This window comes from Paenibacillus sacheonensis (genome assembly GCF_009909195.1).
Taxonomy (GTDB): domain Bacteria; phylum Bacillota; class Bacilli; order Paenibacillales; family Paenibacillaceae; genus Paenibacillus_Z; species Paenibacillus_Z sacheonensis.
On the sequence record NZ_JAAAMU010000001.1, the window covers coordinates 304,814 to 322,819 of the forward strand.

13 protein-coding genes are annotated in these 18,006 nt (G+C 54.5%); 9 read left to right on the forward strand and 4 right to left on the reverse strand.

The window, feature by feature from the left end; genetic code table 11:
• Positions 1-16: 16 nt before the first annotated feature.
• Both GT003_RS01175 and GT003_RS01180 read left to right on the forward strand, forming a co-directional pair.
• Entirely contained in the window at positions 17-2,452 is a 2,436-nt protein-coding gene (locus GT003_RS01175) for a family 78 glycoside hydrolase catalytic domain (protein WP_161693565.1), read from the forward strand.
• A 130-nt stretch (positions 2,453-2,582) separates the two neighbouring features.
• Positions 2,583-4,238, forward strand: a complete 1,656-nt coding sequence (locus GT003_RS01180; RefSeq protein WP_161693567.1) for a hypothetical protein — start codon at positions 2,583-2,585, stop codon at positions 4,236-4,238.
• A 608-nt stretch (positions 4,239-4,846) separates the two neighbouring features.
• On the opposite strand, the gene GT003_RS01185 is transcribed toward GT003_RS01180, so the two are convergent.
• The 4 genes from GT003_RS01185 to GT003_RS01200 all read right to left on the reverse strand — a co-directional run bounded on the left by GT003_RS01185 (position 4,847) and on the right by GT003_RS01200 (position 9,281).
• A complete protein-coding gene (locus GT003_RS01185) occupies positions 4,847-5,497 on the reverse strand; it encodes a transcriptional regulator (RefSeq protein ID WP_161693569.1) in 651 nt (216 codons plus the stop codon).
• Positions 5,498-6,017: 520 nt separating this feature from the next.
• Complete coding sequence (locus tag GT003_RS01190) at positions 6,018-6,866, reverse strand: carbohydrate ABC transporter permease (RefSeq protein ID WP_161694263.1); 849 nt, start codon at positions 6,864-6,866, stop codon at positions 6,018-6,020.
• A gap of 5 nt (positions 6,867-6,871) precedes the next feature.
• A complete protein-coding gene (locus tag GT003_RS01195) occupies positions 6,872-7,753 on the reverse strand; it encodes a carbohydrate ABC transporter permease (protein ID WP_161693571.1) in 882 nt (293 codons plus the stop codon).
• A 208-nt stretch (positions 7,754-7,961) separates the two neighbouring features.
• Positions 7,962-9,281 (reverse strand): extracellular solute-binding protein, encoded by a 1,320-nt coding sequence (locus GT003_RS01200; protein WP_161693573.1) that lies wholly within the window; start codon positions 9,279-9,281, stop codon positions 7,962-7,964.
• Between the two features lie 378 nt (positions 9,282-9,659).
• On the opposite strand from GT003_RS01200, the gene GT003_RS01205 reads away from it, so the two are divergent.
• The 7 genes from GT003_RS01205 (at position 9,660) to GT003_RS01235 (ending at position 17,993) form a co-directional block, all read left to right on the forward strand.
• Complete coding sequence (locus GT003_RS01205) at positions 9,660-10,643, forward strand: substrate-binding domain-containing protein (RefSeq protein WP_161693575.1); 984 nt, start codon at positions 9,660-9,662, stop codon at positions 10,641-10,643.
• Between the two features lie 456 nt (positions 10,644-11,099).
• A complete protein-coding gene (locus tag GT003_RS01210) occupies positions 11,100-12,044 on the forward strand; it encodes an ABC transporter permease (protein WP_204798874.1) in 945 nt (314 codons plus the stop codon).
• 144 nt (positions 12,045-12,188) lie between these two features.
• On the forward strand, positions 12,189-12,959 hold the full coding sequence (locus tag GT003_RS01215; RefSeq protein WP_239565654.1) for a carbohydrate ABC transporter permease: 771 nt from the start codon (positions 12,189-12,191) through the stop codon (positions 12,957-12,959).
• A 68-nt stretch (positions 12,960-13,027) separates the two neighbouring features.
• Positions 13,028-14,602, forward strand: a complete 1,575-nt coding sequence (locus tag GT003_RS01220) for a DUF3502 domain-containing protein (protein WP_161693577.1) — start codon at positions 13,028-13,030, stop codon at positions 14,600-14,602.
• Positions 14,603-14,689: 87 nt separating this feature from the next.
• Positions 14,690-15,745: a Gfo/Idh/MocA family oxidoreductase gene (locus GT003_RS01225; protein ID WP_161693579.1), complete on the forward strand. Its 1,056-nt coding sequence runs from the start codon at positions 14,690-14,692 to the stop codon at positions 15,743-15,745.
• Between the two features lie 2 nt (positions 15,746-15,747).
• Positions 15,748-16,518, forward strand: a complete 771-nt coding sequence (locus GT003_RS01230; RefSeq protein ID WP_161693581.1) for a sugar phosphate isomerase/epimerase family protein — start codon at positions 15,748-15,750, stop codon at positions 16,516-16,518.
• Between the two features lie 437 nt (positions 16,519-16,955).
• A complete protein-coding gene (locus GT003_RS01235; protein WP_161693584.1) occupies positions 16,956-17,993 on the forward strand; it encodes a Gfo/Idh/MocA family protein in 1,038 nt (345 codons plus the stop codon).
• Positions 17,994-18,006 lie beyond the last annotated feature (13 nt).

The window sequence follows — 18,006 nt, forward strand, 5'->3', positions numbered from 1 at the left end:
AAGCGAGGGAACATGCGTGACAGTATCGCGCTTTGCCCGGAAACGCCCCGAGCGCATGGCTTGGGCGGAACAAACGGGGATTATCTGGCATCCGGACGAGGTGGAAACCCACTACGAGCATCCCGTGCAGTCCTATTGTTATTTTCGTCGATCCTTCGAGCTTCCGGAGGTTGGGGCGGCGTCGGGAACGCTTCGCATTTTCGCCGATTCCAAGTACATGCTCTACGTGAACGGCTCGTATGCGGGCAGGGGACCTTGCCGCAGCGATCCTCGCTGGCAGTACGTGGACGAGCTCGACGTGACGGGCCTGCTTCGGCCGGGGCGGAACGTGCTGGCCGTCATGGTCCTGTATTACGGCTACGGGACCGGTCAGTCGATCGACCGCATCCCCGCGCTGGCAGCGGAGTTGAAGGCGGACGTTCAAGGGCCTGAGCCGCTTATCGTGGGGACCGACTCTGCATGGACCTGCCTGAAATCCGCCGCTTACGACGCCGATGCGCCCCGGGTGAACGGCTGCCAGGGACCGGTGGAGGTTTATGACGGGAGGCGCGAGCTTCATGGCTGGCACCGGCTTGATTTCGCGGAGACGAACTGGCAGCCCGCGAAGAAGCGCGGCATCGGCTTGTCGCCGTTCTGGAATTTTGCCGCCAGGCCGATTCCGTTATTGGAAGAGCGGGTGCTGGATGCGGTCAGGCTGGCAAGCCGAGGTTCGGTTCGCCCGCTTCAATCGCCGTCCGGACGACTGCACGTGGATATGATCCAAGAAACGCAAGGCATTCGGATTGCGGCAGATGATGGACCTTCCGTTCCATATGACGTCTCGTCCCGGGGAGGACTTTCCGATGAAGCCGAGGTGCTGACCTATGATTTCGGCCGAATCGAACCGGGCTATCTGCAGCTCGACGTGACCGGAACCGCCGGAACGATCGTGGATGTCGTGTACGCGGAGGAGCTGTGGGAGGGAAAGGCTTACCTGAACCTGAACAATAACCGTTCCATGGATCGGTTTATTCTCGCGGAAGGCCGCCAGCAGCTGGAAGTGCGGTTCGGCTGGAAAGCCTGCCGGTACGTCCAATTCAGAATCCGGCATGCCGATGGCAGGCCGATCTGCCTGCATCGCGTCGGCATCCGGACGCGTCGTTACCCGATCGGGCAGCCGGCCGTTTTCCGGTGCAGCGACCCTAAGCTCCAGCGGATATGGGAGATCGCCGAACATACCGTTCGCATCTGCATGCAGGATGCTTTCGTCGACTCCCCGAGCCGCGAGCAGCAGCAGTGGATGGGAGACGGGCGCTGGCAGGCGCTGTACCAGACGATGTACTCCGGCGACGGGAGGCTCCATCGCAAGCTTCTGGAGCAGATCGGCCAATCCCAGGATTGGCAGGGCATGACAGCCCAGCGGTACCCGGACGGGCATCATAATTATCCGCCGATTCCCTCGTTCTGCCTGCATTGGATCAGTTCCTTCGGAGAGTATGTCAGCGCGTACGGCGACGATGGCCTGCTCGCGGAGTGGTGGCCGAACATCATTCAGGCGCTCCGCTGGTTTTCCGGATTCGAGAACGACGAGGGACTTCTCGAGGACGTACCCTATTGGGCTTACGTGGACGCCGGGGAAGCGCCGCTGGGCAGATGGCCCGACGTCGAGCGGGGAGGAATCGTAACTTCGCTCAATCTGCTCTATCTGGAAGCCATGCAATCCGCGGCGACGTATGCCGAGCGGCTGAGAGACCGGGAGGCCGAAAAGCATTACAAGAAGGCATGCAACCGTTTGGCTGATCGCATTCGGAATACCTTGTGGCTTCCGAGTATCGGCGCTTACTCCGATTGCCGTGCGGACGGCAGGCTCAGCGTCTTATACTCCGAGTCGTGCAACGCGCTGGCCTTGGTGCTGCTGCATGAAGCAGAAGACGAGCGGTGCGATGCCATCTACAGAGCCGTCTTCGCGCCGGAGGCCGAAGCGCGAGCAGTCAAGGCCAGTCCGTTCTTCATGATGGTTGTATTCCGTGCGCTGCTCAAGCTGAATCGAGAGGACCGGCTGCTGGAGCTGGTGCGGGAGCGGTACGGCAGGATGGTCGACGCCGGCGCTACCTCGGTCTGGGAGTGGTGGGATTTGTTTTACGCGAACGAGACCGGCGAGATTTGTTTCAGCTCCGCTTCCCACGCTTGGGGCAGCATGCCGGTATACGCGTTTAGCTATGTGATTCTCGGGATTCGCCCGCTCGAAGCCGCCAATAGGTTGGTAAGGATCAAACCGCTGCTGCCCGAAGGGATGATGTGGGCGGAAGGCTCCGTTCCGACGGCATACGGTGCAATGGCCGTACGCGTGGAGCGCAGTCCCGAGCGTCCCGAAATCATGCAGGCGGTCATCACCGTGCCGGATGGCGCGATGGCCTTGTGCGGGGACGGGATCTACGGTGCCGGGAGGCATGCGGTTCGATTCGAGAGCTAGGCCGCGCTTCGGACAGACATAGAACGAGAAACAGACTGCAAGCGTGGTTTTCGAACCAAGGGGTCGTTGGAAACAGAAGCCGAAGTTCCGTTACAGGCAGCGGCAACGCTAACGAGGAGGTGCAATTTGAGTGCAGGGGACGTCAGCCGTTTATGTGAAAGATTTTGAACAAGGAGACGATGCGGAGCGGATTCGGGCGGCTATCCGGCACGCAATCGCCATAGGCGCGGATCATGTTGTTTTCGAACCGGTCCGGTATGTACTTAAAAGCGCCGTCACCATTCAGACGGAAGGCTTCGCGCATGATGCCGGCAGCCCGCAAGAGAGCGTCAAGGCATGCCATGTCGCCATTCTCGGCGCGGGCAATCTGACGCTTCAAGGCGCGGTGGACGCGCAAGGCGAGCCGGCGACGACGCTGGTCGGATACAACGACGAGGAAATACACGGCTATTTGCCGGCCATTCTTTGGTGCGAAGACTGCAAGGATCTGACGCTGCTTAATCTGGCGTTCACTCGGGAGCCGGCGTACGCTTCGGCCGGGGTAGTGCTTCACAGGGACGAGCATCATATCGTGGTCGGCGTATTCGAGGGAAATCCCTGCCGCGACGGGATGGGCGCGTACTGCATGAACCGGTTCGATCCCGCCACGGGCAGCCTGACGGGCGAAAGCGTGACCTACGGCGATGGCGCGGGCAATCTGTTCCGGCAGTCGGGCGAACGGCAGTTGACGCTGGAGAGTCCGATGGTCGCGGCCAAGGTTCGGATCGGCGAGCATCTGTCGTGGCACCAAGGGGCGAGAACGGACTTTCAAACGTATTTCGCCAGGTGCGGCGAGCTGCGCATGGACAATATCCGGACGAGGAATGCCAATGGATTCGCCATGCTGACGGAGAGCTGCCGCGGAATAACGGCATCGCGGATGGTCTTCCGGCCGGACGGGAACCGGTTGTTCACGGCGCCGCGGGACGCTTGGAAGCTGTTCAAATGCACCGGCACGATCGACATTAGCGAGATGATCGTCGAAGGCGTAAGGATGGACGGGCAAAACATGCACAGCAACTGGCTGTCGGCGAAACAAGTCCTGCATGCCCGCGAAGCCGTGTTCTTCTGCAAGTATACGTTCGCGCCGCTGGTCGTCGGCAGCCAAGTGGAACTGCATATCGGCGAACGAGTCTTTCTGCGCCGTATCGCCGATTGGAGCCATATGGGCAAGGGGGCGCACGGTCATGATTACCGAATCGTCTTCGAGGAGGATTTGCCCGAAGGCATGCGCGAAGGCATCTTGGGAGCAGCCTCCTGCTGGGAACCGGATCGCTACCTCTGCAAGGATTCATCGTTCGTGAACATCGCGGGCGCGGGTCATCTCGTCCGTTATGATCATGCCTACTTCCTGAACTGCACGTACAAGAATACGATGAATCCCGGCATCCTGCTCGGCGCCGAGCTGCCCGTGCATGCCGAAGGCGGCCATGCGACGGATATCGTGATCAAGGACTGCTTGTTCGACAATTGCGGATTCTTCCCAAGGTATGGCGCGTCGGGGTGCGTCGGCATTCGTTCCGCGGGCTTCCACGGCAAGCATAATCGCGATATCCTGATCGTAAACAACGTCATGCGGAACTCCAGGGTCGGCGTCCATATCGTCGACGGCGATGAGGTCTATCTCATCGGCAACGCCTTCGAAGGCGTGGAGATTCCGGTCTCGGTCGATGCGGAAGTGAACGGGCAGGTCTATGGAAGAAACAACGATATCGTGCAGGCCGGCGATGATAGCGTGCAGTATTGATCGCGCAGTAAGAAAGGAGCTTGCCGGATCTAATCCGGCAGGCTTCTTTTGCGCGGCGCCTCTGCCAATCCTGCCTTTGACGATGCGGGTATTCCGGCGAGCTCGCGTTTACGGCATCCAGCAGGTGGAATGCTTCATAACCCTAAAGCGGCGATGAAACGCTGCAAAATCCTAAAGCAGCGATGGAATGCTGCAAAATCCTAAAGCAGCGATGGAATGCTGCTGGACGACGCCACAAAGCGCTAACGATTATGACAATCGTTAATCTGCTCAAAATGCCTCTTTTTAATTGCTAACGGTTGCCAGCGACCTTAAGGTGTGATTATTCGCTCAGAATGCAGCGATATACGGTCAATAGCGTTTATGATAATCGTTAGAATTTCAAATGGCCTAATTTCCGGCAAATAGCACCTCTGATAACCGTTAGAATGCGGCCGAAACTCTCGGCCGTCGTTTAGTTGGGTACCGACGCACGCACCGACCGGCATACGCACTTACAAACACCTACTAGCGGACAATGCCCCAACCAACCAACTACGTCATAACCGATGCAAGTTCGTACCGACCGTTCTCCAACATCACCGTGCTCCTCGCTTAATTACCCCTCATTATTTGATTAGTCGATAGGTACGGTACCTTTGGTTGCCGCTGGCTACCTCCAGCAGCTGTTTCTCTAACAGGCCGTGGAGTATAACGCGCACGCGACTCTCGGACAGACGCAAATGCGCCGAGGTTTCGGTCGGCGTAATCGGACGTAACCGTCTGTGTGCGTAACGTACGATTTCGGCTTCGGCCCAGCTAAGTTCGTTGGGCGCGGAACGGGCCAGAAATTTTCCGACGAAGGAAAGGACGAGCTGTTTGCAGACGCCAGGGTCATCCCGGATCGATAAGTAAGCGATGGGCAGGAAAAACCAGTCATCCAGGACAAGAAGGGACTGTTTCATGCACAAGTCCTTGAAGCGGCTGACCTCGATATCTCTGGCATGACTTCGATAATCCTGAATTTCAATGCAACCTTTTGCATGGCCCGGCGTATAGGCAAGGTCCAGATAACGGTAGCCGTTATTAAAGTCCCTGACCTCGTATTCGGCGGAGAGGTGCTCCAGGCTGCCGATGGCGGGGAACCAAATCATGCGCAGAAATTCAACGGTTCCGTGGCTCAGCCCCTTCTCCAACATTTCCCTTCTTCGCGGGCTTTTCTCCTCGGCAATTTGCCGCTTCATCCAGTCTCGGTATGTTTCCTCAAACTTGCTGCTCATTTCGCTCCGCCCCCCATGCGATGAATAAAAAAGCCGCCTCGTTCCGTTCTTGTCGACTGAACAAGACGTTCCGAGGCGGCATGTGCTTCACACCGTATATGGAATTATTTATACCATGATAGAGGGAAGATTACAATCGTGCTGCTTTAACCTTGTGCCCCTTTACCTTCTTGCTCCGTAACCCTGGCAGAATGCAAATAACCGGGACAAGTCGCAGCGGCGCGACAGGAGCGGGTTCGAAGCGGCCAGATCGGTTGCCTTCAAATTCTAACGATTGCGAGAGGCGCTAATCGGCTCAAATTGCCCTTATTTATTGGCTAACGATTGCCATCGAGCTTATTAGGCGCGATTCGGCGAGAAACGACGATGATAGCCGCCATTAACGTTCGTCATAACCGTTAGAGTTTCAAATCCCCTGATTTCCAGCCAATAGCCGCTCTGATAACCGTTAGAATATGGCACCCGAAGCTCACGCACATTGGCTGACGCGCCAGCCGTCCGAGACTCACGCACCAAACTCTCAGCCTTTCACGCCGCCAGCCGTTAACCCTTCGATAATCTGTTTCTGCAGGACGGCGTAGATGATCATGACCGGCAGGATGCTGAACACGATGCCCGCCGACATTTGCGCGTAATTCGTGTTATAGATGTCGCGGAAACCGACCATGCCGACGGGCAGCGTTCGCAGATTATCCGAGGAGATGAAGAAGTTCGCCATCAGGAACTCGTTCCAGTTGCCGATGAAGTTGATGATGAAGACGGTGACGAGCGCCGGGACCGTAATCGGCATGATGATTTTGGAAAAAATCCCCTTGGCGCTTAACCCGTCCATGACGGACGCCTCTTCAATTTCTCCCGGAATCGATCGCATGAACGCGACCAGAATGATCACCGTAAACGGAATCGCCCCGGCGGTGTAAGGAAGGATAAGCGCCATATGGGTGCCCAATACGGCGTGCCCGAAGAATTCCATTTTGTTCAGCATGATGAAGATCGGCAGCAGCAAGGCATTGCCCGGAATGAGCAGGCCGATCAGAATCGCCTGGTACATCACGTTGCTGATTCTCAAGTAGCGTATGCGCGATATCGCATAAGCTCCCATCGACGAGAAGAGAATCGTCACGACCGAGCAGAGCGTCGAGATGTACAAACTATTGAAGAAGTAGACGCTGATCTTCGCGTTCACCCACGCTTCGCGATAATTCTCGAAGTGGAACGAAGCGGGGAAGCCGAACGGATTGCTCGCGATCGCCTGGTTATCGGACTTGATGGAGGAGAAGAGGACGAATAAGAACGGGTACAAGGTCAGGATCAGAAAAGCGAACAGGACAATGTGCGGAATGCTTCTCTTCAAGGAATTTTTCGTCATCGTCATCAGTATTCGACCCTTTCGACTCTTCTGGCAACCAGCACCTGATACAGTGCCGTGAGCATGAGGGAAAATACGAAGATCAACACCCCGATGGAGTTGCCGTACCCGTATTTCGCATTCGTGATTCCGTATTTGATAAGATAGGTTGCCATGACGTCCGTTACTCCGCCCGGGCCGCCCTTCGTCATGACGATGATGATATCGGCCGCTTTCATCGCGCCGGCGATGGACAGCATGATGACGACGGAAATGACGGGCATGATGAGCGGTACCGTGATTCGGGTCGCGCGCGTAAAGGCGCCAGCCCCGTCGACGATCGCGGCCTCGTCGATTTCCCGCGGAATCGACAGGATCGCGGCAAGGACCATGACGATGTAGAATCCCGTCCACTGCCAGGCGTTCGTAATCAAGATCGAGAACATGGCCCATTGCGAATCGGACAGCCACATGACGGGCTGCAAGCCGATTTTGGTCAACGCGAGGTTGAACAACCCGATATCCGGCTCGTAGATGAAGCTCCACAGGATGCCGATGACCGCGGTCGACATGACGGAGGGGACGAATACGGCGGTTTTATATAACCCCTTCAGTTTTTTGACGTTGCTGATCAAGAGCGAGAAGAATAAGATGATCGGAACCTGCACGAAAACCGAGAACAGGATAAACTTGCCGTTATTCAGTACGGCATCCCAAAATTTGGCGTCGTGGTAGGCATGCTTGTAGTTGGTCAACCCATTAAACTTCGGTTCGGTCAGGCCGTTCCATTTCATGAAGCTCGTAATGGCGGCCGAGATCATCGGATAAATGAAAAACATGATATAGAGCACGAGGAGCGGGAGCAGAAAGAGGACGTACGTCCATGGTTTTCGCAGCGTTTTATTCATCGTTCATCGTATCCTCCGCAATAGTCTGACGTTTGCCGTAAGCCGCCGTTATGAGAAAGACCACCACTCTAAAGAGGGTGGTCTTCTTCAAGTTCCGAGCAGGTATAAGTTTCAGCCGATGCTGCTGCGCTCGGAATGCTCCGGCATGAAGCGCGCCGCGCCGCCTATGGACGGTGCAAGCCGTTTCGCCTTGCGCGCGTGCGGTCGTTTAGAAATCGTCGTCGCTGTTGGCGATGTTTTGCGCCTTCTGAACGGCGTCGAGCATGGCCTTGGGCGTTACTTTGCCGCCGATTAATTTTTGAATGCCTTCGCTCAGCGCCGTGTTGACGTCAGCCGATACCAAGGAATCGAACGCCGGGAAAGCGCCGCTGGCTTTGTTGCCGACCGCGATGATTTCCTTCACGAGCGGCGTGACTTTGGCGTTAGCCAGTTTCGTGCTGCTGACTTTCATGGAAGGCAGGACGCCGTCCGCTTCCAATCCGCGGATTTGCATTTCGTCGTTGTACATGTTCTTGATGAACGATTTGACGAACGCCAATTGCTTCTTGTCGTTTTTCACTTTGGCCGAGAAGCCGTAACCGTTGGAGAAGCCGCCGTTTACGTAGGTTTGGTTGCCTTTGCCGCCAGCCACTGCCGGCAGCGCGAAGTAACCGACTTTGCCCGTCATGTCCCCGGCTTGCGCCTTATCCGCGAATACGCTGGATGCCCACGATCCGTCGTACATCATGACCGCTTCGCCGCGGATGAGCTGGTTGCGCTGTTCGGCGTAATCCAAACCGAGCTCGCCTTGCTTGAAGTAGCCTTTCTTCACCCATTCTTGGTACTTCGTGAAGGCCGATATCATCGGCGCGCTATTCCACTTCGTTTTGCCGGTCGAGAAGCCGTTCGTAATATCCGGGCCCGCGTAACGGGACCACAGCGTGTTGGCTGTCATAAGCGGTACCCATGCGGCTTTGGAAGCTTGGGCGAAAGGCGTTTTGCCGTCTTTCTTGACCGCGGCCGCGATTTTCTCGAGCTCGGCTAACGTCGTCGGGACTTTCAGGCCGTGGGCTTTGAAATAGTCTTTATTGTAGAAATAGCCTTCCTGGTACCCGCCGATCGGCAGTCCATATATTTTTCCATTAACGGTAAATTCATTTAAAGATATAAATTTATTGGATAAACCGAGCTCTTTCAGAATCGGCGTCAGATCGAGCAACCGGTTGGCCTCGACATACAACTGCGTGTCGGATCCGCCGAACAGATCGAAGATCGCCGGCGCTTTGTTGACGACCATTTCGGAACGCAATTTCTCCTTGCGATTGACGTCCGAATCGACGCCGTCCAGTTTGTATTTTACGCCCGGCACTTCTTTGGAGACTCTTGCCAGCACGTCTTTGAGAATATTCAGCCGCTGCTGTTTCGCCTCGCCTAATTGCGTATGCCTGATCACGATGGTGCCGGTTTTCGATGCTGCGCCGGCCGTGCTTAAGACGGTTGAAGCGGCAAGGACCAAGCTGAGAGATGAGACCAATAGGCTTTTCTTCATGACATTGTTACCTCCCAATAGGATATATGTATCTATTTCAGAATAGGAGTATCGGCCTAGTTTGAATAGGGATATATTTCAATTATTGGAGGATAAAATTGTATAATATTGGATATGTCTAATCGTACATAACGGGAATCGGGGGACGAGCTACCCATATACGATAGACAGGTGCATGAGCGATGTTCATTCCTAAGAACTGCCGCCGTTGGCTTGAATCAGGGTAATTTCTTAAGGTCGTCGCCCGTAAGAAACGGTCATTGACGGCCTTCGCCGGATTGTTTATAATGCAGTCAATACAACGATAGAAACGTTTCGATTCGAACAGCCCCGATAATTTGGATAGGGATAGATTAACGAGAGTTAGGAGTGAGCTCGGTGGCTACGATCAAAGATATTGCCAAACAAGCAGGGGTCTCGATCTCGACGGTATCCTATGCGCTTAACGGAAGCCCCAAAGTGACGAACGAGACGACGGAGAGAATCCTTGCCATCGCCAAGGAATTGAATTATATCCCGAACGCTGCTGCAAGATCGCTCAAGACCAGGGAAACGAAAATTATCGGCATCTTTCTTACCGACTTCAACGGTGCATTCTATGGCGACCTCCTTCAAGGTACGAAGGATTTTCTCGCTCGCAAGGGTTACGAACTCATCGTATGCAGCGGCAAGCAATCGCATTGGATGCTGCCGGAGCGCATGATAGACGGGGCAATCATATTGGACGTGACGTTCGAAAGCGAAGAACTGGTCCGGTATGCGGACCGCGGGCATAAGCTCGTCGTGCTGGACCGGGAACTCTCGCATGCGAACATCAACCAAGTGCTGTTGGACAATAAGGCGGGAGCTACCTTAGCGACGGAGCATTTGATCGAAGAAGGACACCGGAAGATTTACGCCGTAACAGGCCCTGGAAGCTCGTATGACTCGAAGCAGCGGCTGCAAGCGGTCATGCAGGTCGTGGAACGTAATGCGGGCATTGAACTTATCGTCATGGAAGGCGATTTCAATAAAGAGGGCGGAGAGCTTGCCGCTAAGCGAATCATGGCAGAGAGCGAGGAAGGGCTGGTTTCCGCCGCGGTCTTTTGTTTCAATGACGAGATGGCGATCGGCATGTTCAATTATCTCGCCGAGTACCGCCCGGACATACGGATCGGAGAGCATATTCATATCGTTGGATTCGATAACATGGAGCTGGCTTCGTATTCCCAGCCGCGTTTAACCACGATCGATTATTCGAAGCACAAATGGGGAGCGCTTGCCGCGGAGCAGTTAGTTAAGCTAATCAACGGCGATACGGTGGAGCATGAACGGATCTACGTCACGTTATTGAAGGGGAAATCGGTTGGGCCGGGCAATTAAGCGAGTGACGATTCCGGCCTCGTGAATGCAGCAGTTGTTGCAGGCAGGGTTCTCTATCGTCATATCGAAACGTTTCGCTACTAATTGTGTTTCCTTTATCGGATACCGGGGTAATAAGTTAAGCCGCATTGTTTCATTAATGTGGTTTATTTACGTTTTTAGGCAAAAAACCCGGATAAATGGAATAGAATATAGGATAAAAAAGGATTGCGCTCCACGAAATCATGGTGTAATATTCGGTTTAGAGAAACGTTTCAATGAAATGTCTTCCTGTGCTGGAAGTTGAGGCTGCGAATTATGTCTTATTCTTCCTCGATTTTCCTGCTTTGATCAGAAGACGGCGTGTAAATTTGTTCAAAAATCGAAACGTTTCTATTGTTTTGGTGATCTATTGTTTCTATTCATGTAAGCGCAATCTTTTTTCGTTGGGACCCTTACATAACGGAGGTAAACGGCATGCAGATCTTGACAAAAGCCAAACTTCATAGTGGAAATGTGCTGCGGGAATTTTGGAAGAACAAAATTTTGTTCTTCATGCTTTCGCCCGTCATCGTATACTTTGTTCTATTTCATTATTTGGTCATGCCCGGGGCTTACGTCGCGTTCGTCGATTTTAATATCAGCAAAGGCATCTTCGGCAGCCATTTCATCGGGCTGGACAATTTTCAATTTCTAATCAAAAACGGCGACTTGTGGAACATCACGAAGAATACGCTGCTTTACAATTTCGTATTCCTTGCGCTGGGGAACGTGGTTCAAATCGTCTTTGCCATCATGCTCGCCGAAATTTCCGGCAAATGGTTCAAAAAGATTTCGCAATCCGTGCTGCTGCTGCCGTACTTCATATCGATGGTTATCGTAGGCGTATTCGCGTATAACATGTTCAATTACGATTCCGGCTTCATGAATACGATCCTTGCGTCGCTTGGAATGGAGCGATACGAGTTTTATTCCGACCCCGGCATTTGGAAGTACATTATCGTCGCTTTTAAGATCTGGAGTACGACGGGTTACGGCATGATCGTCTACTTGGCCACGATTGCCGGGATTAACCATGATCTATATGAAGCGGCATACATGGATGGATCCAGCAAATGGCAGCGAATCCGTTATATGACCCTGCCCATGCTGAAGCCGACGTTTATTCTGCTGCTGCTATTCGGGCTTGGCGGCATTCTCAAGGGATCGTTCGATTTGTTCTATAACCTGATCGGCACGAATTCGGTTCTCTATCCGCAGACGGACATCATCGATACGTACGTGTTCCGCAGCCTCGTCGGACAATTCAACTTCTCCATGGGCGCGGCAGTCGGTTTCTATCAATCTCTATTCGGTTTGGTCCTCGTGGTAACGGTCAATTTGATCGTTCGCAAAATCGAGCCGGACAGCGCTTTATTTTAGAAGGGAGTGGGAAATTTGATCGTTCAACGCGTGGGAAAAGAAGATTTTGGCGGCAGGCTCATTAAAATCGTTAGTTATGCAAGCATTTTCTGTTTCGCCTTGGCTTGCGTCTTTCCTTTTCTCCTGATGGTGTCTTCTTCCTTCATGAACGAGCAAGAGATTATTCGCGAAGGGTACAAGCTGATTCCGAACAGCTTCTCCATCAAGGCTTACGAGCTGCTGCTTCATAACTCGTCCACCTTGTCCAAGGCTTACGGCGTGACGATCTTCATTACGGTCGTCGGCACCGTCGCCGGATTGTTGATGATGTCGATGGCAGGATACGTGCTGAATCGGAAGGATTTCAAGTACCGCCATTTCTTCTCCTTCCTGATCTATTTTACGACGCTGTTCGCCGGCGGCCTGATACCGAGTTATATCCTGATGGTGAAATACATGCATCTGAAGGACAGCCTGTTCGCGATGATCCTGCCGGGCGTCGTGGGCGCGTGGTCGATATTCCTGATGCGTAATTTCATGAAGTCGATTCCGGATTCCTTGTATGAATCGGCTACCATCGACGGGGCGGGCGATTTCCGCATCTACTGGCAAATCTTCATGCCGCTGGCGATCCCCGCGCTCGCGACCATCGGGCTGTTCTCCGCGCTCGGGTTCTGGAACGAATGGTATAACGGGATGTTGTATATCCAGACGCCAGACAAATTCCCGTTGCAATACGTGCTGCAGCGCATGATCAACCAGACGAACGTGCAAGCGCTCATTAATCAAGGCGCGTCCATCAATACGGCGGATTTGCCGTCGCAGTCCATCAAGATGGCGACCGCAGTCTTGGCAACGGGGCCGATTATCCTGTTGTACCCGTTTGCGCAGCGTTACTTCGTATCGGGTCTCACGATCGGCGCGGTGAAGGGTTAATACATGTTCCTTTCCCAAGAGAACATCTATTATAGCATGCTAGGCGACCAAAATAGGGAGGCGAGAAAATGAGAAACACGGGCAAGAAAGTTTCGGGCATTTTACTGGCGTTTACGATGATGGGCGGCTTGTTGGCGGGGTGCGGGTCATCCGACGATAACAAGAACGCGCCGTCCGAGAATTCGGCTGGCGCTGCCGCAACGGCCAACGGCGTCGACATTTCCAAAGAGGCGAAGCTGGTTTACTATTTGTGGGGCACGGAAGGCGTCGCCAATAAAGACATTCTGGCGGAGATCAACAAGAAGCTGAAGCAAGATATCAACGCGACGATCGAGGTCAAGTACATCGATTGGCCGGATGTTGCGACCAAATACCCGCTGCTGTTCGCTTCCGGCGAGAAGTTCGATATGTCTCATGCGTCGCCCGGCGCTCCGGTTTCGTACTTCACGCTGGCCAATCAGGGGGCGCTGACGGATATCACGGACATGCTGGACAAGGTTGCCCCCAAGCTGAAAGCGGAAATACCCGCATCGACTTGGGAAGCCGCCAAGGTCAACGGCAAAATCTACGGCGTGCCTTCCTTGTACAGCGAATTTACGCCGACGGGTTTCGCTTACCGTTCCGACCTGTTGAAGAAGTACGGCATGGATAAGATCGCGAGCATAGCAGACATGGAGAAATACATGGACAACGTCGTTGCGAACGAGTCTTATCCGCCGATCAAAGGCAATGCCGACGATGCCTTCAACATGTATCGCATGCTGGTCGACACGACGGGAATGTGGCTGAACGCGCCGGGCATCAATACGTCGGAGCTTAATCTCGTCACGAAGAGTCCAGAAGATTATAAGACCGTCTTCCACCCGGCCTTCACCCAGGAATTCGAGGATTGGGCCGTGAAAATGCGCGAGTGGGCGGATAAAGGCTATTGGTCGAAGGACATTATGTCCTCGAAGGTCGATGCCGGCACGAACTTCAGAGCGGGGAACTCCGCGGGTTACCTGACGCACGCGCAGGATTGGATCGGCAAGTACGGCATGGACACGAAGGCGCAGCCGGACGCGAATTTGGATTTCTATACGTTCGCGGAAGCCAACCACAAGATCAAACGCAAATTGGGCGTCGAGAACTCCACGGTCATCAGCACGACGGCCGCGGACCCGGAACGTTCGCTCATGGCGATCGAGAAATTCATGACCGATCCGAGCTATTATAATTTAATTCAATACGGTATCGAAGGCCGTCAGTACGACATCGAGAACGGCATGAAGAAAACGCCGGCCGGCTTCGACGAGAAGAAGGACGGCGGCGGCTTCGCGGCATGGTCCTTGCGGAACGATAAATACAATTTGCCGATGGATACGGAAAATCCGATACGCGCCAGCCTGTACGAGCAATGGAATAAAGAGGCGATCAACGATCCGTACATGGGCTTCAGCTTCGATCCGAAGAACGTGTCGACGGAAATCGCGGCTATCTCCAACGTGAATCAGCAATTGGGCATGCAGCTCATGCTCGGCAAAACGAAAAAAGATCCGAAAGAAGCGGTTGCCGATTATCGAAAACAGCTGCAAGCGGCCGGTGTCGACAAGGTAATCGCCGAGGTGCAGAAACAGCTAGCCGATTTTACGCCCGTTAACTAACGAAAACTAGACCCGATGAGAGAGTTATGCTCATAGATCTTACCTATGGCCATAGCTCTCTCTCAATGATAAGGAGAGGATTCGGCAGTGGATAAGCCATTATATCGAACAGCCTTCATCGGCTGCGGCAGACGCGCGCACGAGCATGCGGCAGGCGTGCTGGCCGACGGCAGATGCGAAGTGGTCGCGTTGTCCGATCTATCGACCGAGTCGGCCGACGGAATGAATGACGTTTTCGGCTTCGCGGCGAAGATCTACACGGACCACAAGGAGATGCTGGCGAAGGAGAAGCCTGACGTGGTGCTGATCTGTCTATGGACGCCGCTGCATTTGCCGGTATTTCGCGATTGCGCGGAAGCCGGAGTCAAGGCGGTGCTGTGCGAGAAACCGATGTCGCCGACTTGGGGGGAGTGCCTGGAGATGGGACGAATCGCGGACGCGCATGGCTGCCAGTTGACCTTCTCGCTGCAGCGCCGATTCGCCAAAGGGAATCAATCCGTACGCCGCCTGATCAAGGAAGGGAAGATCGGACGGATCGTTCGAATGGACTTGTATTCCCCGCCGAACCTGCTGGATTGCGGCATCCATACCTTCGACCAGGCCATCAGTTTTATGGATGAAACGCCGGCACGATGGGTCCTTGGCGCCGTGGATACGACCGAGACCTATAACTGGTTCAACGTCCCGTCCGAATGCGGCGCATCCGGGCGAATCGTATTCGCCAATGGCGTTCAGGCCAACGTCATCTCCGGGGATATCGATACGTGGGAGCCGACTGCGGATAAGGCGAAGATATGGGCGGGCGTTCGGGTCTACGGCACCGAGGGCATTATCGAAGTCATGTGGGACGGACAGCTTGTCGGAGCCGTCCGTTACGACGATCCGTCCTGGAAGCCCGAGATGGAATTGTCTTCGATGTCCGATCAGATGGAGGGCTACGTCCGCCATGCCATCGATTGTTTAGGGACGGGCGAAGAACCCGAGGTTTCGCATGTCAAAGCGCTTCGCGCCTCGGAAATGATCTTCGCGATCTATGAGTCGGTGCGCCGGCACGCACGGGTGCAGCTGCCGCTTGAAGGCATAACGGACAGTCCGTTCATCACGATGCTGGAGCAAGGCCAATTTGCCAAAGAAGGAGCATGAACATGACATCGTCGAGACCTAAGCTTGGTTTAATCGGAATCGTGAACGAGGAAGCGAAGCAGGATTTCTGGGGAACGATGCAGCGTGTAGCCGAGATCGGCTATGAGGGCATCGAGGGCGGAGGCGAGCTGCTTCGAGGCGACGTAGAAGCGAATGCAGCGCGGTTCCGGGAATTGGGACTCCAAGTTGCGACGCATAGCGTGAACAAGGAACAGCTGCGCGACGGGAAGGAACTCGACAAGGTGATCCGCGAGGCGCTCGCGCTCCGAACGAAGGATGTCACCTTCTGGTGGGACGTGGCAGATTCGCGGGAGCAGCTGCTTCGCGATGCGGAATTGTACGATGCCACGGGAGCCAGATTGAAGTCGGAGGGTCTCCGTTTTTGCTATCATAACCATGCGCATGAGTTCCAACGCGTCTTCAAGGGCGTATACGCCTTGGATATTTTAGCCGAGCATACCGATCCGTCGCATCTCTATTTCCGTCTGGATGTCGCTTGGATTACGATTGGCGGCGCAGATCCGGCCCATATCCTCCGTAAGATGGCGGGGCGCGTGCCGGCTATCCATCTGAAGGACGTCTACGGAACGGATGAAGTCGGCAAGTGGACGGCGGTCGGCACGGGTGTCGTAAAGATCGAGGAATCCATCGAAGCGGCCCGGGAAATCGGCGTGGAATGGATGACGGTGGAGCAGGACCAGCTTCGCAACCTTACGGGGCTCGAGACGGCGACCGTCAGTTATTTGAACCTAAAAGAGCGGGGCTTGCTTTAGGCTGCATCAGGCACAATGAAAGCCAAGTCCGAAGAAACGAATCGATACGGCTTGCGAAAAATAAAAAAAGGCCTCTCCTTGCGCATCGGCGCAGGGAGAGGTCTTTTCCTGTCCGACTATACGCCGGCCGTCAGCATGGTCTTAGCAGTACCATTCTCGAGGGCTTCCTGGGACAGGAGCCGAATAAAAACGCCCGCCAATCGCGGATCCCGCTGCGTACCCCGTCCATCCTCCAGGCGTCCCAAAGCCTCTTCCTCCAGTATGCCTTTCCGATAAGGATCTGTTCGTTCAGCGAAGGTTAGCGCTTGCATTTCGGAGGCGATTAACTAACTTTCCGAACTCCGAATCCGGTGAATTATGGTAAAGTGGAATTATGAAAGCAATCGAACGATGAGACGCGGATTGCCGAGCGTTACATCGGAGAGGGGATTCCAAGGATGAAATTGAAAGCCGTGCTTGCGGGAACGAAGGGCTGGGCCGATGCGCATGCCAAGGCCTATCAAGCAAGCGAGCGTATCGAGCTCGTGGGGATTTGCGGGCATTCGAATACGGAAAGATTGAAAGCGCTTGCCGACCGCTACGGAATCGCGGCCCGTACGTTGGATTTGGAAACGCTGCTGCGCGAGACGAATCCGGATATCGTCGATATCGTCAGCAGTCCAGACGCTCGCCTCGAACTGGTCAAGACGGCTGTCCGGTTTCCGAGCGTGAAGCTGATCAACATCGAGAAGCCGATGGCGCTGACCCCATCGGAAGCTTACGAAATCGAAGCGCTTTGCAAGGCGCACGGCAAGCTGGCGCTGGTCAATCATCAGCATAAATATTTGCCGGCCTGGCATAAGGCGCAGCAATTGCTGCGCGCCGGCGCGATCGGAGAGATCGAGTTCATTCGCGCTTCCACCAAGGTCAATATCATGGAGCAAGGCTCGCATGTCATCGACATGGTCATGTACTTTAACGATTTCAGCCCCATTGCTTGGGTTATGGGTCAGACCGGTCCTTACGAGGGCAAGGACAGCTCGTCGATCGTCGCGCCGGACGAAGCCATGGCCTCGATTTTGTTCGCCAACGGCGTGCGGGCTACCGTGGAATGCGGCGCATTCGCCCGGTCGCTTCAAGGCGAGACGAACCCGTTCTATCATATCGGAGTGGATGCTTACGGCACGGAAGGCCACTTGAAGATCGCGCTTAATCAAACGTTGGAAGTAAGAAATTATATCACGGGCGAGCATACGGTCGAGAAGTCGAGCTGGGATGAACATCACTTCGATGCTTTGCTTGCTTACGTCAATTCCATTCCCGAATACTTGGCGAATCCCGAGGGCGGCCACATCTGCGATTTGGCGCACGCGATGCTGTCGTTTCAAGTCATCATGGCCATCTACCATACGGCAGAATACGGCGGCAAGGTCGAACTGCCCCGCCGGTTCGAGGACGGCATCGTGGAGCGATTCGCCGACAAGGCAGCGCGGTAACGGCTCTATTCCC